Raw genomic sequence first — 20,942 nt, forward strand, 5'->3', positions numbered from 1 at the left:
CACGTGAGTTGCACGCGATCGCGGCAGATCGCGACACCGTGACCGCCTGGGCCGGGCGGCGCGTCGCCTCATGCCGGAGGAAGCTGGGCCTGGATCCTGCGCCGCTCGCGATCAACTGAATGGACCCACCCATTGGGCAACAGAGCTGCGGTCAGGCCAGCAGGACTCGCTTCCGCAGCAGGTCGAAGCCGGCCCGCCCGTACATCTGGCGCTTGATCATCTTGATCCGGTTGACGTGGCCCTCGACGACGCCCGAGCTCCACGGCAGTGCCAGGCCGGCAGTGACGGCGGCGAGATCTCGTTCGAGACCGTTGGCGAAGGTGTGGAGGCTGGGCAGGTCGTCGGCGCGGACCGCCTTGATCCATTGCGGGAGCTGGTCGCCCTGGAGCTGGGTGAGCATCTGCCCGAACACGCGGACGTGCCCGGTGAGGGCATCCAGTTCGGGGCAGCCGGCGAGGACGACTTTGAGTTTCAGGCGCTCGCTCTCCGGCAGGGCGTCGGGGTGGGTCAGGATCCAGCCGGTGACCGTGCGCGGGGACGGCGGACGGGCGGCCGGTGCCGTCGGGGATGTGCGGAACGGCTGGAGGTAGGCGCGGACGGCTCCGTAGCCGCCCGTGTAGCCGTGCGTCTTGATCTCTTCCCAGAGGGTCCAGGCGTTCGTGCAGCCCTCGGCCCAACGCTCGTGCGGGTAGGGCTTGAAGTCGTCGAGCTCGGTCCTGCGGTTCTGCCACTGCCCCTGGAACAGGTCTTCCGGCCTCGCGGCGTCGGCCAGCCGTTGGACTGTGCGGTAGGTCATGCCGAGCCGGCGCTGGATCGAGCGTCGGCTGTGGCCGGCGACCAGCAGCGCGTGGACGGTGGCGTGCTTGGCACGGGTGCGGTCGGCGAACCGGTGCCCGTTGGGCCGCGGTGTCCTGCTCTCGGCCGGTGCCGGCGCCTTCTCCGGCACCGACTCTGCGATGGTTGCGCGGAGGCACGGGCGGTGGCGGGAGACGCACCGCTCGGCCGCTTCGCCGAGGTTGCGCCAGAGGTGGAACCGGTCGGCGACCTGGACGGCGGTGGGTGCCCCGATCCTGGCGCCCTCGACGAAGGATGGGGCGCGGTCGCGGCAGACGACCTCGATCCCCGGATGTTCGGCCGGCCAGGCCGCGACAGTGCCCGCTTCACGATCCGGCAGCAGGTCCACCGGTCTGCGGGTCTCGACGTCGGCCAGCACGGTCCCGTAGACGCGGCCCTTGCGCATCGCGTACTCGTCGACGCCAACTACACGCGGGACCGGTGGTCGGGGTTCTGGGAGGGCGTCGACCAGTCGTAGGACCGTGTTCCGGCTGACTCCCGCTCCGAAGACGTCGGCCAGCCGGGCACCAGCGCGGCCGGCCGGGGCGAGGCCGACCTCGGCCAGTACCGACCGCATTCGTTCGGTCCGCTGGCTGTAGCGCCGGGTCAGGCCAGCGACCTGCTCGACGAACGTCCGCCGCCCGCAGGAGACGTCTTCGCACGTGAAGCGCCGGACACGAAGTCGCAGTACAACCCGCCGCCCCGCCACGGGGAGGTCCGCCGGAAACCGCAGGCAGGAGCCATGCACCCGCTCGGACCAGCCACCGCAGCCTGGACACCAGGCCCCGGTCGTTCGGCATCTGACACCGAATCGGATCACTTCGCCATCGTCCTGCACGGACTCCACCCTGATCCCCGGGTCCGACTGGAAGAGCAGCTCTTCCAGTCGGAGCAGTACCTCGCGCACAGCTCAAAACCATCAGCCCGAACGCTGCAGGGACCAGCTCTTTCGAGACGATCTCGCGAGGCGCACCAGCGAGATCAACAGTCACAGGGAGTAGCCACACCACAGAAGTCGGACCAGAACCCACTCTCAAAGCCACTCGGTTCCTCGAACACTACGGGTAGGCTCGCAGGTATGGGAATTGACTGGGAGAACATACTCGGCGCAAGCGGTAACGGCCTCGACGATGCCTACGACAGCGCGGTCTCCGCGGTCATCTACAGCGATGACCCGGTGGAGGACCGTCGGCCACTCCCAGTCGGCGAAGAGCACGACGACACAGACGGCTTGCGCTGACCTGACGGCGAAACGCCCCGGCAAGCCGCGGCGTTTCGCCGTCAGGTCAGGGGTCAGTCAAGAGGCGGCCGAGCTCAACTCTGCGGCTCGACCGCCGCCTTCACCGAACTCGTCATTCCCGGCAACGGCACAGGTGACGGCCAGCACTACGGCACGGGGGTGCTGCCCGAGCACCGAGGTCACGGCCTCGGCCGATGGATGAAGGCCGAGTCGATCCGACAGGCCCACAGGGACTATCCGGACCTCGGTGACCTCCTGACCGACACCGCCGACAGCAACGCGCACATGCGACGGGTCCACGACGGTCTCGGCTACACACCCACGCACACGACACACCAGTATCAGCTCGACCTTTAGCAGAGAGCGGACGGGCCGGACCGGGACATCACCCCGTCCGGCCTGTCCGTGCTTTCGATACACGCTCTAGATGGGTCAAGGGCTGCCTGAGCAGCGGCACTTCCACCCCGACGCCACGGTGCAGGCAGTCCCGGCCGGTTCGGGGGTGGGCCGGTGAAGGCCGGCCGGGTGGCGATGGGTCAGACTGGGCCCATGACTCCCGACCGCCGCCCGCTTGGGCTGCCTTTCTCCGAGCCCGCCACCGACCAGGTGCTTCCGGCCGGTCAGCGCCCGCGCCTGCTGCCGGCCGAACGTCCGCCGTTCCTTGAGCCGGACTCGGGCGTGGACGCGGGCTCGGACGTGGACGGCGCGCCGTCCATACCGGTTCCGCCGCCCGCTCGGCGCCCGCTCGGCCGTGGCCCCCTCATCCAGCGGGCCTGATCTCCGCGCGGGCCGGACGCCTGTCCGGCCCGGCCCGCGCACGTGACCTGATCCCGTGTCACACCTTCGAGCGGACTTCCCGCCCCGCGGCCGGGGAACATCCCGGTCGTGACGGACACCGAGACGAACACCGACCAGAGCGCCGCGCGGTTCCGGCCCGGCACCACCGTGGTGCGCCGCGACGTCCACGCGGGGCGGGTGTGGACGGCCAAGCCGCAGCGGGTGGTCGCCGACACCGGGCACGTGCTGACCCTGGCCTGCTGGCCCGGCATCGAGGGCCTCGCCCCGACGACCTGGATCGAGGCCCTGCGCACCGGCGACGACGGCGTCCGCGAGCGGGGCCTGGACCACCTCGCCGCCGGCACCTGGACGCTCGGCCGCCACCGCTGGGAGCGCACCGCGGTCCTGTCGCACTACCTGGCGGGGGAGTGGTTCTCCCTCCACTGCTTCCAGCAGGCCAACACCGGCACCCCCATCAGCTGGTACGTCAACTTCGAGACGCCGTACCGCCGTCGCCCGGACGGGATCGACACCATGGACCTCGCCCTCGACCTGGTCGTCACCCCCGACCTGGCCGACCGCCGCTGGAAGGACCGCGACGAGTACGACCGGCTGCGCCGCCTCGGCGTGATCGACGACTTCCTCGACCGCCAGGTCCACGCCGCGTGCGGCCGCGCGCTCCGCATGCTCGACCACCAGGCGGGGCCGTTCGCCACCGGCTGGCCCACCTGGGCGCCGGACCCGGCGTGGCCGCTGCCGCTGCTGCCGGACGGGCGCCGGCCAGGAGGCCGCACCGCCGGCCCCCTACCGGCTGTAGTAGGGCCGGGGCGGCGCCCGACGTCCGCCTTGGCGGCGGTGCCCCGTGGGGACGGCGAGGTCGGAGATCGTCGGTGGTTCGCGCCGGCGCCGAAGAGGGTCTCACCGCAGCTCCATGGGCCGCACGAGGACAATGGGTGCCGTGACATCGACGACGGACTATCAGCAGGTTCTGGACCAGATCGCCGAGGAGATCGCGCGGACGCCCGGCCGGGGGCGGTCCGCCGACTACATCCCGGCGCTCGCCGCCCGCGACCCGCGCGCCTTCGGCATGGCCGTCGCCGACCTCGACGGCACCGTCCACGGGGTGGGCGAGTGGCGCGAGCCGTTCTCCACGCAGTCCATCACCAAGGTCTTCACCCTGGCCCTGGACCTGGCCCACGAGGGCGACGAACTGTGGGAGCACGTGGGCCGCGAACCCTCCGGCAACCCGTTCAACTCCCTGGTGCAGCTCGAGTACGAGAACGGCATCCCGCGCAACCCGTTCATCAACGCCGGCGCCCTGGTCGTCACCGACCGCCTCCACACCCGCACCGGTGACGCCGCGGGCGAGCTCCTGCAGTTGCTGCGGACCGAGAGCGGCAACCCGGACCTCGATTTCGACCTGGCGGTCGCCGCCTCGGAGGCCGCGCACGGCGACCGCAACGCCGCCCTCGGCCACTTCATGGCCTCCTACGGCAACATCGACAACCCCGTCCCGCTCCTGCTCGACCAGTACTTCCGCCAGTGCTCGGTCACCGCCTCCTGCGCCGACCTCGCGCTGGCGGCCACCCTCCTGGCCCGGCACGGCGTGCGCGCCGACGGCACCCGGCTGCTGACCCGCAGCCAGGCCAAGCAGATCAACGCCGTCATGCTGACCTGCGGAACCTACGACGCCGCCGGCGACTTCGCCTACCGGGTCGGCCTGCCCGGCAAGAGCGGGGTGGGCGGCGGCATCATCGCCGTCGTACCCGGCCGCTGCGCACTGTGCGTGTGGAGCCCCGGTCTGGACGAACGGGGCAACTCCGTCGCCGGAGTGGCAGCGCTGGACCTCTTCACCACGCTCACCGGGCTGTCGGTGTTCTGATCCCACCGGGTCGGGCGGCTCCGAGGCTCCGGCTTGTCGACGGTCGCGTGCGAGCGCGACGGGCGGCCCCGCGTCAGTACCAGAAACAGTGAGTGGCGGGCACCGTGAAGCGGCAGGTCACGGGCCCGGCGTGCGCCGTCGGCGGGGTGCTCCTGCTGGTTGTGGGCGTATGACTCCGCGGTTTGCCGGGACCGGCGGGCCCGTAGCGGCGCAGTTCCCTGTTTCGGGGCGGACTTGCACCGGGCGCTCCGGGCGCTCCGGGCGGTTCCTGGGCCCGGGCCCGGTGCCGTCCGCCAGGGCGCCCGTCCTCGCCGTCCGCTGCCGCGCATCGCCCAGGGGTTCGCCGCCGCCGCGCTGCTGCCACTGCTCCTGCCATGGGAACCGGCCGAGGGCCCCGGCGGGCAGCCCGTCGCCAGCGCGACCGTCCGCCTCTACGACAAGGCCGGCACGGTCGTCGGGACGGTGAAGACCACCACGCGCGGCGAGTACTACTTCGACGACTCCGGTGTCACCGACGGGCTGAAACCCCGCACCCCGCACCGAGTACACGATCAGGATCGACGATCCGGCGGACCACGCGGCCGGCGGCCCGCCGTTCCAGTGGGCCGTCACCAGGAACGACGTCGGCGGCAACGACTCCGTCGACCGCGACGGCCGGCTGGGCCGGGTCGCCATGCGGGAAGCCGGGGCCCCGGAACCGGTGACGGCCGAATTCTCCGGCGGGAGCGCCGACCCGGTCCCCGGCACCCCCTGGGGCGGCGGGGACCGTTGGTCCCGGCCCCGCCGGCTCGACCGGCCCGCGGGCGCCGCCCGTGTTCCCTTCCGGGCGGTGCGGGTCCGACCGGGAACGGAAATTTTCGTCCGCTCCCTTGACCCACTTTATGTTAGCGCTAACAATTTTGGGGTCGCAGCCCGGTCGGGCCCGTTCCGGCCGGGCGGTGCCGTCTCCTCCGGCAGGTCCGACGGCTCCGCCGGGGCGGGTTCCGCACCCGGCGCGCCCCGCGGCACCTCGACGGCGGAGGCCGACGCCGAGGACCAGCACCCGTGCACCCGTCCCCGCGGGACACCGCGATCCCGCCCCCAGAGCCCCCAGGAGCAACCCCGTGCCCGCACCGCGCACCCTGTCCCGCACCTCGGCCGCCGCCGCGGCCGCCGTCCTCGCGGCACTGCTCCTCCCGCCGTCCGCGCAGGCCGCCGCGCCCGCCTCACCCGCCGCCGTGTACGTCAACACGATCGCCGCCCAGCGGGCCGACGCCCAGATCTACAAGCACACCGACGGCTACTACTACTTCACCGCCACCGTGCCCGAGTACGACCGGATCGTGCTGCGCCGCGCCACCACCATCCAGGGCCTGGCCACGGCTCCCGAGACGACCGTCTGGACCCGGCACGCCACCGGTGCGATGGCCAACCACGTCTGGGCGCCGGAGATCCACTTCATCGACGGCAAGTGGTACGTCTACTTCGCCGCCGGCAGCTCCACCGACCAGTGGGCGATCCGGATGTACGTCCTGGAGGGCACCGGGGCCAACCCGCTGACCGCCACCTGGACGGAGAAGGGACAGCTCAGGACCCAGTGGGAGAGCTTCTCCCTGGACGCCACCACCTTCGTGGTGAACGGCGTCCGCTACCTGGCCTGGGCCCAGCACGACCCGGCCGTCGACAACAACACCGACCTGTACCTCGCGAAGATGTCCAACCCGTGGACCATCACCGGGACCCCCGTGCGGCTGTCACGGCCCACCTACGACTGGGAGACCGCCGGGTACAAGGTCAACGAGGGCCCGGCCGTGATCCAGCACGGCGGCAAGGTGTTCCTCAGCTACTCGGCCTCCGCCACCGACTCCCACTACTGCCTCGGCCTGCTGTCCGCGTCCGCCTCCGCGAACCTGCTCGACCCGGCCTCCTGGACCAAGAGCCCCGCGCCCGTCTTCACCAGCAACGCCGCCACCTCGCAGTACGGGCCCGGGCACAACCAGTTCACGGTCTCCGAGGACGGCAGGAGCGACATCCTGGTCTACCACGACCGCTCCTACAAGGACATCACCGGCGACCCGCTGAACGACCCCAACCGCCGCACCCGGGTGCAGAAGCTGTACTGGAACGCCGACGGCACCCCGAACTTCGGCATCCCGGTCGCCGACGGCACCACGCCCGTCCGGCTGTCCTCGTACAACTACCCCGGCTACTACGTCCGGCACTTCGACTACCGGGCGAAGCTGGAGCCGGACGTCACCAACCTCGCCGACTCCCAGTTCCGCACCGTCCCCGGCCTCGCCGGTTCGGGCACCGTCTCGCTGGAGTCGGCGAACTTCCCCGGCCACTACCTCCGCACCCGCGACAACGGCGAGGTGTGGGTCGACCGCAACGACGGCAGCGCGGCCTTCAAGAACAGCGCCAGCTTCCGCCAGCGGGCCGGCCTCGCCGACGCCGCCGGAGTCTCCTACGAGTCCTACTCCGCTCCCGGCCGGTACGTGCGCCACTACGACTTCCTGCTCTCCACCCAGCCGGTGGCCACCGCCCTCGACCGGGCCGACGCCACCTTCTACCAGCAGTAGCCGCCCGGGAGGACTCGGCCCCGTCCCCGCCCGGAAACCCCACCCGGTGGCATCCCCCAGCGGGGCCCCCGCGCCGACGAACCCGTCCGGCGACTTCCGGCAGAGAGCGACGGCACCGAGACGTGGATCGCTGACCCCGCCGACTCCCCGGCCTCCGACGGCCGCGGCACCACCCGCACCGCCACCGGGAGCGGCGGGAGCGGCGGGAGCCGGGCAGGCGAGCCGGGCCCGTCGGCCGACGGGCCCGGTCCGGCTACGCGGCGGGGGAGGGGTAGTCGTGGTAGAAGCCCCGCCCCGTCTTCACCCCGAGGTGCCCGGCGTCCACGTAGCTCCGGAGCAGTTCGCGCGGTCCCTCGGGGAGGCGGGGGTTCTCGGCGGCGTAGTGGTCCTCGATGTCGAGCACGACGTCGAGGCCGACCTGGTCCATCGCCCGGAACGGCCCGGCCGCGAGGCCCGTGTTGATCTGCCACATCCGGTCGACGTCGGCCGGGGTGGAGACGCCCTCGGCGACCACGGCCAGCGCCTCGCGCTTGATGGCGGCCCAGATGCGGTTGAAGATGAAGCCCGTGCTCTCCTTGCGGGCCTCGAAGGGGTGGACGCCGTACCGGGGCAGCTCGGCGAGGAGGAAGTCGAGCACCGCCCGGTCGGTCCTGCCGTCCGACATCAGGTCGACGGCCGACTGCTTCGGCGGCATGTAGAAGTGCATGTTCACGACCCGTTCGACGTGCGTGACGCCGTCGACGAACCGACTGGTCGGGTACGACGAGGAGTTGCTGGCCAGGATCGCGTCGGGCGCCGCCTGCCGGTCCAGCTCGGCGAAGACCCGCTTCTTCAGGTCGAGCCGCTCGGGCACGGCCTCCACCACCAGCCAGGCGTCCGCCACGGCGGCGGCCTGGTCGTCGTACGCCACGGCGGTGCCGGGCCGGCCGCCCTCGATCGTGGCGGCGACTTCGGCGACGTGTTCGGCGACGTAGGCGACGGCCTGCTCGCCGGCGGCGCGCCGGGGGTCGAAGATCCGGACCTCGCCGCCACGGGTGGCGAACATCAGGGCGATCCGGCGGCCCAGGGTGCCGGCGCCGATCACGGTGACGGGGCGGGACCCGGTGCGGGTGGGGAGGGTGAAAGCCATGGCGGTGCGCTTCTTTCGGAACGGTGACGGGGGGTCGGGCGGGTGGTGCGCGGTTACGGCAGCAGGCACAGGCCGGTCAGCGGGGTGCCGAGGGCGGCCACCTCGCGCGGTGCCCGGCCGGCGGCGGGGCCGCCGGGGAGCGGGACCTCGCGGATGTGCCCGCCCAGGTCGGCCACGTAGGCGAGGCCGGCGGCGCGGTCGACGGCGAGGCCGATCGCCTCGGCGAATCCGGAGGCCAGGACCTCGGGCGGCGCGCCGACCCCGCCCGGACCGGGGAGGGCCGCCCGGTTCAGGGTGTTGCCGTCGGGGGCCGCGCCGCGGTCGGTCCAGTAGAGGGTGTCGCCGTCGAGGTGCAGGTCGATCGGTTCCGGCAGGCCGCTCCAGAGCACCTCGACGTCGGAGCGCTCCTCGGGGCGCTGCCCGGCGGGGACGTCGAGGCCGGCGCGCAGGATGCGGCCCCGGCCGCCCTTGGCCGGCCCCTTCTGCGTCCAGTACAGGTGGCCGCGGGCCGGGTCCACGGCGATGCCGACGCACTCGCCCATGATCCCGTCCTCGGCGGGGGTCACCACGAGGTCGGTCAGGCCGCTGCCGTCCGTGCGGGCCCGGCTGATCCGGTGGCCCTCGCGGTCGCACCAGTAGAGCGTGCCGGCCCCGTCGGAGGTCAACTGCTTGCCGGTCGTCACCGCCCCGGCGGGGAGGAGGTCGCGCGGCGGTCCGCCGCCGGGGCGCCAGACGTGGACGCCGCCGTTGCGGCGGGAGAAGTCGTAGCCCGCCTCGCCCGCCCGGCGGGGGTCGACCTCGGGCGCGCCCATCGTGGTCCAGTACACGGCGCCGGCCTCCGCGACCACGCCGTCCGGCGCGGCTCCGGCGTCCTCGACCAGGGTCCGCACCCGGCCGTCGGTGATGTCCACCCGCAGGACGCGGCCCGGCGCGACCTGCAGGGCCAGCAGGTGCTTCGGGGTCCGCGCCGCCCCGCCGGCTCCGGGCCCGGTCACTTCCGGCCGCCTTCCGCGTCGGCGGTCCGGGGTTCCGGCCAGTCCAGCGGGGCGAGGGCGCCCCGGGTGCGCCGGTCGCGCAGGGCGGCGAGGCGCCGGTACGCCTCCTCGCCGGTGCCGTAGGCCGCTTCGACCGCGTCGAGGACCTCGCCCATGCCGGCCGGGTCGGGACTGCCGGTCTCGAAGGTCAGTTGGGAGCCGACGTGCTCCACCAGGTGGCGCATGCCGGCCGGCCCGCCGCCGAGGGTGCCGCTCTGGAACGGCCCGATGGTGGCCCAGCGCAGCCCGAGCGACGCGCGGACCAGGTCGTCGAGGTCCCGCACGTCGATGATGCCCTGCTGCACCAGGTAGGCGGCCTGGTCGTTGAACACCTTCTGGAGGCGGTTGCCGACGAAGCCGGGGATCTCCTTCCGCAGCCGGACCGGGAGCTTGCCGAGTTCCCGGTACACCTCCACCGCCCGGTCCACCGCCGCGGCGGAGGACCGCGGCCCGGGCACCACCTCGACCAGGGGCATCAGCTCGGGCGGGTTGAACGGGTGCCCGACCACGATCCGGTCCGCCGCCGGATTGCCCTGCGCGATCACCGAGGGCACCAGCGAGGACGAGGACGAGGCCAGCACCACGCCGTCCCGGGTGTGCGCGGCCAGCGTGGCGAAGATCCGCTCCTTGACGTCCGTCCGCTCCGGCCCGGCCTCCTGGACGAAGTCCGCACCGGTCGCCGCGGCGGCCAGGTCCTCGGTCGCCGTCACGTCGAGGCCCGCCAGTTCGCGGGCCACCACCTCCCGCAGATCGGGCCGCGGGTCGCTGACCCGGACCTCCCAGCCCGCCCCGCCGAACAGCCGCGCCCACGAGACGCCGATGACGCCGGCGCCGACGATCGTCACGACCGCCATGAAGATCACCCCAGAGGAATCAGAAGGAAGGACGGCCGGTCCCGGTCGTTCGCCGGAACATCCGCCAGGAGAAGGCCCGCACCGCGGGGCGGCGAGCCGACCCGGACCGAAGGGAGCCGGACCGGCGGCGGCGTTCCGCAGGACGTGCACGATCCAGTGCACACCTGCCCCGGCAGGTCTGTCCAATATATGATTCAGGCATGAAAGATATGGCTGGCGATATCGCACTGTCCCGGCGGCTGCTGGAGCAGTTCCTCGCCGTGGTCCGGGAGGGGCACTTCGGGCGGGCGGCCGAACTGCTCGGCATGAGCCAGCCGCCGCTCAGCCAGTCGATCCAGCGCCTGGAGCGGATGCTCGGCGTGCGCCTGCTCGACCGCGGTCCCGGCGGCGCGAGACCGACCGCCGCCGGGCGGGTCTTCGCCGCCGACGCGCAACGGCTGCTCGACCTGCAGACCGCCGCGGTCGCCCGGGCCCGCCGGGTCGCCGACGGCGTCGAGGGCGACGTCCGGGTCGGTTACGTCAGCCTGCTCAGCCACCTCTACCTCCCCGCGCTGCTGCGCACCGCGGCCGAGGAGCTCCCCGGGCTCCGCATCCAGCTCCAGCACGGCTCCTCGGGCGCCGTGGCCGACCTGGTGCGGACCGGGGCGCTCGACCTCGGTTTCCTGCGCGACCCCGCGCGGATCTCCACCGACCTGGTCAGCACGGTCGTGGCCGTCGAACGGATCGAGGCGGCCGTTCCCCGCGGCCACCACCTCGCCGGAGCCGGCGGGATCGAGCTCGCCCGTCTCCGTGACGAGGACTTCGCGATGCCCGACCCGACCGCCCTGCCCGTGCTCGCCGAACAGGTCCACCTCGCCTGCCACCGGGCGGGCTTCACCCCCCGCGGCGTCGTCCTCGCCGACGACCTCAGCGGCCTGCTCAGCTACGTCGTCGCCGGCCTGTGCGTCAGCCTGCTGCCCGAGGGTGCCCGGCACCTCGCGGCCGAGGACGCGGCCTTCCTCCCCCTGCGCGGCGACACCGGAGACCTGCGCACCACCGTCCAGGCCGTCCGCCGGCCCGACGCGGACCCGGCGGTGACCCGCCTGTTGGAGGCGGTCGCCCGCCTGCGGTCCCGCCCCGCCTGAACGGTGCGCGCGGCCTGAACGGTGCGCGCCGCCTGAACGGTGCGCACCGCCGTCCGGTCGAGAGCGCGGGGAGGTGGACCCGCCCGGCGTTCCCGGCGCCCGACCGGCGACCGATGACCGTGAGTAGCGGAAGCGATGCTGACGGCCATTTGTGTGAACAGGCGGTGAAACGCCATTGACCTGTGCAGATCGTCCCGCTCGGCCTGAGGGTGCACCTCGGGCTCAGGCTACTGTGAGTTCCCGACGCGTCCGTGGTCCGCGAGGTGCTGGGACGGGCCGGAACCCGGGGCGAGGAGTGGGTCATGGCCGTGCCATCCGTTCGACCCCCGGGGGCGGCGGCCCTGACCGGGGCGGGGCGGTGCGACGTGGAGGGGGTGCCGGATCCGCGCCGGGCGGGGGAGCGGCGGGCGCCGTCCCCGCCGGGGCGCGTCGCGACCGGCGGGCGTCGGGAGCTCAGGCGGTGACCCCGCGCCGGGACTGGGGGCCGGCGGAGGGGGCGGCCGCGCCGACGTGCGCCCCGAAGAGGGCGTCGTTGAGGTGGTCGAGCGCCATCCGCGCGGCTCCGAGCGCGACGGCTTCGACGCCGAGCGCCGACGCGTCGACCTGTGGCGGGTCGAGGCAGAGCTGTTCGAGATGGCTGCGGATCGGGCCGACCACCGCTTCGCCGGCCCGGGACAGCCCGCCGCCGATGACCACCAGGTCCGGGTTGACGGTCAGGACCATGGCGGCGACGCCCTGGGCCACGGTGCGGGCGAACCGGTCCACCTTGCCCGCTGCGTCGCTGTCGCCCGCCTGCGCGTCCGAGAAGAGCCGCGCGCTGTCCTCGGCCTCCCGGATGTCGTTCATGCTGGGGCCCTCCCAGCCGAGGAGGGCGAGGGCGCCGATCTCGCCCGCGGCGCCGCCGCGGCCGCGGTGCAGCCGTCCGCCGAGCATCATGCCCACGCCGGTGCGGTGGCCCGCGATGACGTGGATGAAGTCGTCGGCGTGCCGGGCGGCGCCGCGCCAGTGCTCGGCGAGGGCGGCCAGGTTGGCGTCGTTCTCCGCATGGGCGGGGCAGTCGAACCACGTGCTCGCCGCGCCGACGAGGTCGAGCCCGTTCCACTCCGGCAGGGGGGTCGAAAGGCGTACCGTGCCGCCGGAGTCGATGATGCCCGGTATCCCGAGGCACAGCGAGCGCGGCCGGATGCCGGGGTGCCGCGCCAGGAACCCCTCCGCGCCCGAGCGGACGGCCTCCAGGCGCGCGCCGCCGCCGAGTCCCTCAGGGATCCGGGTCCGGTCGGAGGCGATGACCGAGCCGTCGAGGTCGGCGAGGACCAGGCGCACGCCGGTCACGCCGATGTCGAGGCCGAGCACGTGGCCGGCCTCCGCGCGGAAGCGGTAGCGGCGGGCGGGCCTGCCGATGCTCCGCTCCGGAGCGACCTCCTCGATCCAGCCGCCCTCGGTGAGTTCCGCGATCACCGCGTCGACGGTCTGCCGGGAGAGCGACGCCGCCTGGCCGATCCGGGTCAGCGTCATCGGCTCCGCGTTGCGCAGCACGCCGAGAACGGCCTCGGTGTTCAGGCGGCGCAGCAGGGCGGGGTCGCCGCCGCTGAGCACTGGGCTGTTCACGACACCTCGTTTCCGGGCCGCTCCCTCACGACCTCGGCCGTCATCTTACGCCAGTCACTTACGTAACGGTATCGCATAACTGTATTGACCAAGCTTGCAGGCCACTTCTAGCATCACCATGATTTCGTAACACCGCGCCATATAGGTGTGATCTCCCGTACCGCCCCCAGGGACCGCGTTCCTGGTGTGAGGAGCCCCCGATGCCCGCAAGAACCCCCCACCGCGTCACCCGCACCGCCGCGGCGTGCGCGCTGCTCGTCGCCGCGACCACCGGCCTGACCGCCTGCGGCGGCCTCACCCCCGGCGGCAGCCAGAGCGCGCCCTCCTCCGGCCCGGTCTCCACCGCCCTGCCGACCGGCAACGCCACACTGACCGTCGTGAGTTCCGAGAACTCCGGCACCACCAAGGCCCTGGCCGAGGCGTTCCACGCCAAGCACCCGAACATCACCGTCGACTTCCAGTACACGGGCCCGGACGACTACGACAAGAGCCTCAACCTGAAGCTCTCCTCCGACCAGGCCCCCGACCTGGCACTGCTGAACAAGCTCGGCACCACCGTCAAGGGCAACCTGGTCCGCAACCTCGACGACTACGCCAAGGCGTACGGCTGGGACGCCAAGTACCCCTCCGCCGAACTGGACCAGTGGCGCGCCTCGGACGACGGCAAGCGGCTCGGCGCCGGGCACCTGTGGGCCGCCCCGGCCGGTTTCTCGGTCGTCGGCGTCTACTACAACAAGGACATCGCGGCGAAGCTCGGCATCCAGCCGCCGACCACGCCGGCGGAGTTCGACGCGGCGCTGGCCAAGGCGAAGGCCGCCGGCGAGCTGCCGGTCCAGCTCGGCAACCTCCTGGGGCACTCCTCCTTCATCGTCCAGTCGATCGTCGACGCCACCGACGGCGCGGCGAAGACCAGCGACTGGGTCAACGGCAAGGCCGGCACCACCCTGAAGACCCCCGGCGGTACCGCCGCCGCCGCCACCCTCGCCGACTGGGCCCAGAAGGGCTACCTCCCGGCCGGGGCCAACGGCACCGACCTGCCCGGCTCGGTCGCCGAGTTCACCAAGGGCAAGGGGCTCTTCCTGTTCAACGGCTCCTGGGACGCCCAGAAGATCGACCAGGCCATGCCCGGCAAGGCCGGCTTCCTCACCTTCCCGGGCGAGAGCGGCAAGGCCACCGGCATCGGCACCTCCGTCGCCTACGCCATCCCCGCCAAGGCCGAGAACCCCGACCTGGCGGCCGCGTTCCTCGACTTCATGAACACCCCCGAGGCCGCGCAGATCCAGTTCGACACCGGCTTCCTGCCCGTCGCCCACGCCGACACCGTCAAGGGCGCCGACGGCAAGGTGATGAACGAGGTCGCCAAGGGCTGGGCCGCCGTCAACGAGGACAACGGCCTGGTCAACTTCTTCGCCAACACCGACGCCACCATGAACGACACCCTCACCTCGCAGAGCCAGCAACTGATCGGCGGCAGGACGAGCCCCGAGCAGTACCTCGACGCCCTGCAGAACGACTGGACCAAGGGCCACCAGTGACCGGCGCCCCCCTCCACCCGCACCAGCCCGCGGCCCGGCGGTCGGACGCCCGGCCGACGGAAGGACCCGGCCGACCGCACCCGCCGGCGGGGGCGCCGACACCGGCGCGCACCCTGCGGGCGGGCCCGCGCCGGCCCCGCTCCCACAAGGCCGCCTACCTCTACCTGGCACCCGCCCTCGCCCTGTACACCGCGTTCGTCGCCCTGCCCTGGCTGCACACCGCGTGGCTGTCGCTCTTCGCGTGGGACGGCGTCACTCCCGGCACCTGGGCGGGCCTGGACAACTACCGCGAAGTCCTGACCGACCCGGCGCTGCGCTCCTCGATCCTGCACGCCCTCGGCTTCATCGGCTTCTACTCGCTGCTGCCGATCGCCCTCGGCCTGCTGCTCGCCGCCGTCATCGGCGGCCGCGGCGGACGCCGCTACCCGATCAGTCGCACCGTCCTCTTCCTGCCGCAGGTCGTCCCGCTGGTCGCCGTCGGCGTCACCTGGAAGTGGATGTACTCCGCCGACGGCGCCGTCAACCAGGTCCTGCGCGCGGTCGGCCTCGGCTCGGTGACCCGCGCCTGGCTGGGCGACTTCACCTGGGCCTACGTCGCGGTCGGCCTGGTCGGCACCTGGGTGATGCTCGGCCTGTGCCTGATCGTCTTCCAGGCCGGCATCCAGAAGATCGACACCAGCCTCTACGAGGCCGCCCGGCTCGACGGCGCCGGACCCGTGCGCGAGTTCCTCGCCGTCACCCTGCCCGGACTGCGCGCCGAGATCGGCGTCGCCCTGACCATCACCGTCATCTCCGCACTCGCGAGCTTCGACGTCGTCTACGTCACCACCGCCGGCGGCCCCGGCGACTCCACCACCGTCCCCGGCGTGCTGATCTACCGGCTCGCCTTCACCAACGGCGAAGTCGGCGCCGCCTGCGCGCTGGCCGTGGTGCTCAGCGCCCTGATCACCCTGGTCGTCCTCGCGATCGGCCGGATCACCCGGGAGAAGCACTGATGAACCGACGCCTCGAGGGCCTCGCCGGCCGCGCCGTGATGACCGCCTTCAGCCTCGCCGTGATCGTGCCGTTCGCCGGCATCGTGCTCGCCGCCCTCAACCCGCCCGGCACCGTCGTCGGCGGCATCTCCTGGCCCGCGCACCCCACCCTGGCCAGCTTCGGCCGGGCCTGGTCCGACGCCGGCTTCGGCCAACTGCTGCGCAACAGCGCCGTCATCGCGGTCGGTGTCGTCCCGCTCGCCCTGGTCTGCGCCTCGCTCGCCGGGTACGCCTTCGCCCTCATGGAGTTCCGCGGCCGCAAGGTGCTGTTCGCCCTCCTGATGCTCGGGCTGGCGCTGCCCTACGAGGCCGCGGTCGTCCCGCTGTACTACGACCTGCGCTCGCTGGGACTCACCGACACCCCGCTCGCCCTGATCCTGGCCCTGGTCGGCCTCTTCATGCCGTTCGGCGCGTTCTGGATGCGCGAGCAGTTCCTCGCCCTGCCCAAGGAGATGACCGAGGCCGCGGCCGTCGACGGTGCCGGCAGCTGGACCGTGCTGTGGAAGGTCCTGCTGCCTTGCGCCCGGCCCGCCCTGATCACCCTCGGCCTGCTCTACTTCCTCTGGGCCTGGAACCAGTTCCTCCTGGCCCTGATCCTCATCCAGGACCCGGCCGGCCGCACCGCCCCCGCCGGACTCGGCTTCTTCGTCGGCGCGCACAACATCGACGTCCCCCTGCTGTCCGCCGCCACCCTGATCGTCATCGCACCGGTCGTCGCCGTCTACCTGTTCTTCCAGCGGCACTTCGTCGCCGGCATGCTCGCCGGCGCCGTCAAGGGCTGAGCCCGACCGCCGTTCCCGCCTCGTCCCGAAGGACACACCGACATGAGCCACGCCCTCGTACCCCAGGCCGGCCCGGCCCGCCCGCCCGCCCGACCGCTGCGCCTGCTGCTGGTCGGCGCCGGCGGCCGCGGCACCACCTACGCCGACTACGCGGCGGCCACCGGCCGCGCCCGCATCGTCGCCGTCGCCGAGCCCGACGCCGGCCGGGCCGCCGCCGCGCTGCGCCGCCACCCCAGCGCCGCCCTCTTCGACGACTGGCGCGCCCTCGCCGAGCTGGCCCCCGACGCCGACGCCGTCATCATCGCCACCCAGGACGCGGAGCACCGTGAACCGGCCGTCCGTTTCGCCTCCCTCGGCTACCACATCCTGCTGGAGAAGCCGATGGCCACCAGCGAGGAGGACGCCCGGCAGATCTCCGAAGCGGTCGAGAAGGCCGGCGTCATGCTCGCCGTCTGTCACGTCCTGCGCTACACCCCCTACACCCGGGGCGTGAAGGAGATCGTCGACTCCGGCGTCCTCGGCGAGGTCATCACCGTCGAGCACCTCGAACCGGTCGGCTGGTGGCACCAGGCGCACTCCTACGTGCGCGGCAACTGGCGGCGGGAGAACGAGGCCACCCCCATGCTGCTCGCCAAGTCCTCCCACGACCTGGACTGGCTCTCCTACATCGTCGGCTCACCGGTCGCCAAGGTCTCCTCGTTCGGCGCGCTCAGCCACTTCCGTCCCGAGAACCGCCCGGCCGGCGCCGCCGCCAACTGCCTCGACTGCCCCGTCGAGCCCAGCTGCCCGTACTCCGCCCCCCGCCTCTACCTCGGCTGCCTGGGCGACCCGGACCGCGAGCGCTGGCCGCTGAACGCCGTCACCGCCGCCCGCACCCCCGAAGGCGTCGTCGAGGCGCTGCGCGAAGGGCCCTACGGGCGCTGCGTGTACGCCTGCGACAACGACGTGGTCGACCACCAGGTCGTCAACCTGGAGTACGCGAACGGCGCGACCGCCTCGTTCACCATGACCGCCTTCACCCCCTTCACCCACCGCAAGACCCGGATCTTCGGCACCCGAGGCTCCCTCGACGGTGACGGTGTCCGGGCCACCGTCACCGACTTCGTCACCGGCCGGGAGGAGACCCTACAGCTCGGGGTCGACGGACCCGACGCGGGCAGCGGCCACGGCGGCGGCGACGAACGCCTGGTGGACGCCTTCCTCGACGCCCTCACCACGGGCGACGCCGCGCACATCCTCTCCGACCCCGCCACCAGCCTGGAGAGCCACCTCGTCGCCTGGGCCGCCGAACGCGCCCGCCACACCGACACCGTCCAGACCGTCGTCCCCTGACCCACCGCACGCTCTCCCGACCGGCCCCCTCCGACGCGTCCCGTCCGGGGGGGAGCCGCAGCCCGGCGGCCGGTTCCGGCCGCCGGGCACCACCCCCGCACCCCCGTCCCGAAGGGACCAACGCCATGGCACCACTCACCGGCACCAGAACGTCCCCCGCTCCGGCCGGGCGCCGCGCGCCGCTCCTCCGTAGCGCCCTGGCCTGCGCCATCACCGCGGCAGCCGTCCTGCTGCCCGCCCCCGGCGCGCAGGCGGCCGACACCCCGCCCAACCCCCTCGCCAAGCCCGGCTACACCCTCGACTTCGACGAGGAGTTCGACGGCAGCACCCTCGACCCGTCGAAGTGGCTCGACTCCTACCTGCCGCACTGGACGTCCACCCCGCAGAACGCCAAGGCCCGCTACGGCATCGCGAACGGCGTCCTCACCGAGCGGCTGGACCCGGACACCCCGGCGTGGAACGCGCAGTACGACGGCACCGTGAAGATCTCCAGCATCCAGTCCTACGAGAAGGACCGGTGGCACCGCTTCAACTCCTCCATGCCCAACGACCACCACGAGCCCGACTTCAACGGCTACAGCACCAAGTACGGGTACTTCGAGATCAGGGCGAAGAACTCCGACGCCGGCGGCGGCGGGCACCAGGCGTTCTGGCTGGTCGGCACCGGCGACACCACCGGCGCCAACGCCAACTCCGAGATCGACATGATCGAGACGTTCTTCTCCAAGCCCGCGAACTGGCGCATCGCCGCCTACGGGTGGAGCGACCCCGACTTCCTGGGCTCCTGGTACCTCTCCGACACCACCGTGCCCAACGGCAGCCCCACCAGCGAGTACCACGTGTACGGCATGGACTGGACGCCCACCCGGCTCGACTTCTACTACGACAACCAGCTCTACAAGACCATCGACGACGCGCCCAACTCGCCGATGGGCATGATCCTCGGCCTGTACACCGACGCGGGCTCCGGCGTCCACAACGACGTCTGGCCGAAGACCTGGAACGTCGACTACCTCCGCGTCTACAAGAGCAACGCCGGCTACACCGAGGGCTACCAGCGGATCAGGAACCACCAGACCGGCCAGTACCTCAACATCGAGAACAAGACCGGCAACGTCCAGTACGGCAACGTCCCCGCCGGCTACTGGAGTTCGCAGTGGGCCAGGGAGACCACCGGCGACGGCTACACCCGCTACCGCAACCGCTGGACCGGCGAGTACATGGACACCGCCCCCGGCGACGCGCTCGTCCACTACGGCGGCTCCCCCGCCACCGACACCGCCGGCCAGTGGACCGAGGAGGCCTCCGGCGGCTACAAGCGCCTCAAGAACCGCTCCACCGGCACGTACGCCCACACCGAGGACCTCACCGGCAACCTCCAGCACGGCGCCGCGCCGAGCACCTGGTGGACCGGCCAGTGGAGCTTCGAACCGGCTTCCTGAGCCCGTGACCCCCGACGCGGGCCGCCCCGGCGGCCCGCACCGTCCGACCTCCCCAGGGACCGCCCATGCTCCGCAGGACCGCCCTGCTGCTCGCCGCCGCCGTCCTGTCCGCCACGGCGTGCACCGCCCAGGACCCGGCGCCCGCCACCGGCCGCACCACCACCACCGGACCGCAAGCCCCCGGCCGTTCCGGCCAGAGCCTGTGGCACGTCATCGACGCCGACGGCAGGACCACCGCCCAACTGCCCGACGACGACCCGGTCGTCTCCGCCGTGCGCAAGACCGTCGTCCTGCACTCCGGCGTCGTCGACAACCGCGACGCGAGCGGCGTCGCGGACAGCGCCGCGCAGGAGTTCTCCTTCTACGCGCCCGCCTTCGCCGAGCAGTTGCGCACCCAGCACTACGACACCGAGCTCGCCGAACTGTTCGGCGCCCACCACCTCGCCACCCGGCAACTCGGCATCGCCTGGTACCAGTCCACCTTCCCTCGGGACCTGGCCACCGCCAAGGTCCAGATGGACAGCACCATCGAGTTCACCGCCGCCGACCCCGGCTACCTGGCGGACCACGGGTTCGAGCTGAACAAGCCCTACACCCAGCACCGCACCCTCAGCCTCGCCCGCGCCGGTGACAAGTGGGCCATCACCGCCATCGACAAGACCCCCCTGCAACCCGACGCCGGGCCGGCCGCCCCCTGACGCCGGAGGCCCCGCGCTCCGTGGGCACCTCCCGCGCCACCCCCTGAGCCCGCCGCCGGACGCTCCCGGACCCCGGCCCGGAGGGGGTCACACGCAGTGCACCTCCACGCCCAGCGCGACGAGCTGCTCGACGTTCTCGTCCGAGGCTTCCTTGTCCGTGATGAGGACGGCGAACTCGTGGACGGCGCAGACCTGGGCGAAGGCCCGGCGGCCGACCTTGGTGGCGTCCGCGACGATGATCACCTTGTCCGCCCGCAGGGCCATGGCGCGGTTGGCGCTGGCCTCCCCCTCGTCGTGCGTGGCGGCGCCGTTCCTGGCGTCCACGGCGTTGACGCCGAGGATCGCGTAGTCCAGCGAGATGCCCTGGAGCACCATGGTGGCCAGCGGGCCGGTGAGCTCGTAGGAGTTGGGGCGGGCCACGCCGCCGGTGACCACGGTCTTCACCTGCGGCCGTACGGCCAGTTCGTTGGCGATGTTGATCGCGTTGGTGACCACGGTCAGCGCGGCGCCGTTGGGGTACGGCACCGGATCGGCGCGGGTCGCGAGCTCCCGTGCGACCTCCGAGGTGGTGGTGCCGCCGTTGAGGCCGACCACCGCCCCGGGCGGGATCATCGCGGCGGCCGCCTTGGCGATCCTGAGCTTCTCGTCCGCGCGCCGGGCGGTCTTGTAGCGCAACGGCAAGTCGTAGGCGACACCGCTCAGTACGGCGCCGCCCCGGGTGCGCACCAGCAGTTGCTGGTTCGCCAACTCGTCCATGTCGCGGCGGACCGTCGCCGCCGAGACGTTCAGCAGCTCCACCGCTTCGCCGACGTCGATGCGGCCGCGTTCCCCCAAGACCTCAAGCAGACGCGTCCACCTCTCGTGCGTCCCCATGGGCCTCTCCCTCGCTGTCCGTGCCGACCCCGAAGCCTATCGCGGCCAGGGGGAGCAGGGCGTCGGGGTAGGGAGGGCGGGCGGACCTGCGGCGAGCGACCGGGCATGTCGACTCACCGAGCGGCAACCATTGACGAATGATTGATTCTGCTCCAAACTCGCCGAATTAGTTCAGTAACACGCACCGATCCTCACGGCTTGGCTCC

The 20,942-nt window shown here is 72.6% G+C and carries 16 protein-coding genes and 2 pseudogenes; 12 read left to right on the top strand and 6 right to left on the bottom strand.

Going from position 1 to position 20,942, the window contains the following annotated elements; all coding sequences use genetic code 11:
- Window positions 1–151: 151 nt before the first annotated feature.
- Complete coding sequence (locus OO48_RS14760) at window positions 152–1,741, bottom strand: ISL3 family transposase (RefSeq protein ID WP_033216159.1); 1,590 nt, start codon at window positions 1,739–1,741, stop codon at window positions 152–154.
- Window positions 1,742–1,912: 171 nt separating this feature from the next.
- Between OO48_RS14760 and OO48_RS38905 the strand changes: the two genes are divergently transcribed.
- The 5 genes and pseudogenes from OO48_RS38905 to OO48_RS14785 all read left to right on the top strand — a co-directional run bounded on the left by OO48_RS38905 (window position 1,913) and on the right by OO48_RS14785 (window position 7,291).
- Window positions 1,913–2,074, top strand: a complete 162-nt coding sequence (locus OO48_RS38905; protein ID WP_167346444.1) for a hypothetical protein — start codon at window positions 1,913–1,915, stop codon at window positions 2,072–2,074.
- An 84-nt stretch (window positions 2,075–2,158) separates the two neighbouring features.
- A pseudogene (locus OO48_RS39805) lies at window positions 2,159–2,431 on the top strand (GNAT family N-acetyltransferase); the annotation flags it as partial.
- Between the two features lie 663 nt (window positions 2,432–3,094).
- Window positions 3,095–3,532: pseudogene (locus tag OO48_RS39810) on the top strand (ribonuclease FAU-1 family protein); the annotation flags it as partial.
- Between the two features lie 268 nt (window positions 3,533–3,800).
- On the top strand, window positions 3,801–4,733 hold the full coding sequence (locus OO48_RS14780; RefSeq protein ID WP_033216170.1) for a glutaminase: 933 nt from the start codon (window positions 3,801–3,803) through the stop codon (window positions 4,731–4,733).
- A gap of 1,103 nt (window positions 4,734–5,836) precedes the next feature.
- Complete coding sequence (locus OO48_RS14785) at window positions 5,837–7,291, top strand: family 43 glycosylhydrolase (RefSeq protein ID WP_081952125.1); 1,455 nt, start codon at window positions 5,837–5,839, stop codon at window positions 7,289–7,291.
- A 253-nt stretch (window positions 7,292–7,544) separates the two neighbouring features.
- Here the strand turns inward: OO48_RS14785 and OO48_RS14790 are convergent, their stop codons facing one another.
- Genes OO48_RS14790 through OO48_RS14800 form a run of 3 tightly spaced genes read right to left on the bottom strand, consistent with a single transcriptional unit; the run spans window position 7,545 to window position 10,308 of the window.
- The gene (locus tag OO48_RS14790; protein ID WP_033216172.1) at window positions 7,545–8,420 is read right to left on the bottom strand and encodes a 3-hydroxyacyl-CoA dehydrogenase family protein; all 876 of its coding nucleotides are present in this window, start codon (window positions 8,418–8,420) and stop codon (window positions 7,545–7,547) included.
- A 53-nt stretch (window positions 8,421–8,473) separates the two neighbouring features.
- A complete protein-coding gene (locus OO48_RS14795; RefSeq protein WP_051732139.1) occupies window positions 8,474–9,415 on the bottom strand; it encodes an NHL repeat-containing protein in 942 nt (313 codons plus the stop codon).
- Window positions 9,412–10,308, bottom strand: a complete 897-nt coding sequence (locus OO48_RS14800) for a 3-hydroxyacyl-CoA dehydrogenase NAD-binding domain-containing protein (protein WP_033216250.1) — start codon at window positions 10,306–10,308, stop codon at window positions 9,412–9,414. The genes OO48_RS14795 and OO48_RS14800 overlap by 4 nt, the downstream gene beginning before the upstream one ends.
- 200 nt (window positions 10,309–10,508) lie before the next feature.
- On the opposite strand from OO48_RS14800, the gene OO48_RS14805 reads away from it, so the two are divergent.
- Window positions 10,509–11,432 carry a LysR family transcriptional regulator gene (locus tag OO48_RS14805; protein WP_245194649.1) on the top strand — a complete coding sequence of 308 codons (924 nt, stop codon included), beginning with the start codon at window positions 10,509–10,511 and terminating at the stop codon, window positions 11,430–11,432.
- Between the two features lie 453 nt (window positions 11,433–11,885).
- On the opposite strand, the gene OO48_RS14810 is transcribed toward OO48_RS14805, so the two are convergent.
- Complete coding sequence (locus OO48_RS14810; protein ID WP_245194650.1) at window positions 11,886–13,040, bottom strand: ROK family transcriptional regulator; 1,155 nt, start codon at window positions 13,038–13,040, stop codon at window positions 11,886–11,888.
- Window positions 13,041–13,240: 200 nt separating this feature from the next.
- Between OO48_RS14810 and OO48_RS14815 the strand changes: the two genes are divergently transcribed.
- From OO48_RS14815 to OO48_RS14840, 6 genes are all read left to right on the top strand, one after another.
- A complete protein-coding gene (locus tag OO48_RS14815; RefSeq protein ID WP_051732141.1) occupies window positions 13,241–14,575 on the top strand; it encodes an ABC transporter substrate-binding protein in 1,335 nt (444 codons plus the stop codon).
- A complete protein-coding gene (locus OO48_RS14820) occupies window positions 14,572–15,570 on the top strand; it encodes a carbohydrate ABC transporter permease (RefSeq protein ID WP_245194651.1) in 999 nt (332 codons plus the stop codon). The genes OO48_RS14815 and OO48_RS14820 overlap by 4 nt, the downstream gene beginning before the upstream one ends.
- Entirely contained in the window at window positions 15,570–16,391 is an 822-nt protein-coding gene (locus OO48_RS14825; RefSeq protein ID WP_033216176.1) for a carbohydrate ABC transporter permease, read from the top strand. Before OO48_RS14820 ends, OO48_RS14825 begins: the two co-directional genes overlap by 1 nt.
- 42 nt (window positions 16,392–16,433) lie before the next feature.
- Window positions 16,434–17,723 (top strand): Gfo/Idh/MocA family protein, encoded by a 1,290-nt coding sequence (locus OO48_RS14830; protein ID WP_051732142.1) that lies wholly within the window; start codon window positions 16,434–16,436, stop codon window positions 17,721–17,723.
- Window positions 17,724–17,848: 125 nt separating this feature from the next.
- Window positions 17,849–19,165, top strand: coding sequence for a family 16 glycosylhydrolase (locus OO48_RS14835; RefSeq protein ID WP_051732143.1), 1,317 nt, complete (start codon window positions 17,849–17,851; stop codon window positions 19,163–19,165).
- A gap of 65 nt (window positions 19,166–19,230) precedes the next feature.
- Window positions 19,231–19,863 carry a hypothetical protein gene (locus tag OO48_RS14840; protein ID WP_033216178.1) on the top strand — a complete coding sequence of 211 codons (633 nt, stop codon included), beginning with the start codon at window positions 19,231–19,233 and terminating at the stop codon, window positions 19,861–19,863.
- Between the two features lie 87 nt (window positions 19,864–19,950).
- Here OO48_RS14840 and OO48_RS14845 read toward each other — a convergent pair whose 3' ends face one another.
- Entirely contained in the window at window positions 19,951–20,736 is a 786-nt protein-coding gene (locus OO48_RS14845; protein ID WP_033216180.1) for a DeoR/GlpR family DNA-binding transcription regulator, read from the bottom strand.
- Window positions 20,737–20,942 lie beyond the last annotated feature (206 nt).

It is taken from the genome of Kitasatospora phosalacinea (assembly GCF_000716545.1).
GTDB classification, from domain to species: Bacteria; Actinomycetota; Actinomycetes; order Streptomycetales; family Streptomycetaceae; genus Kitasatospora; species Kitasatospora phosalacinea.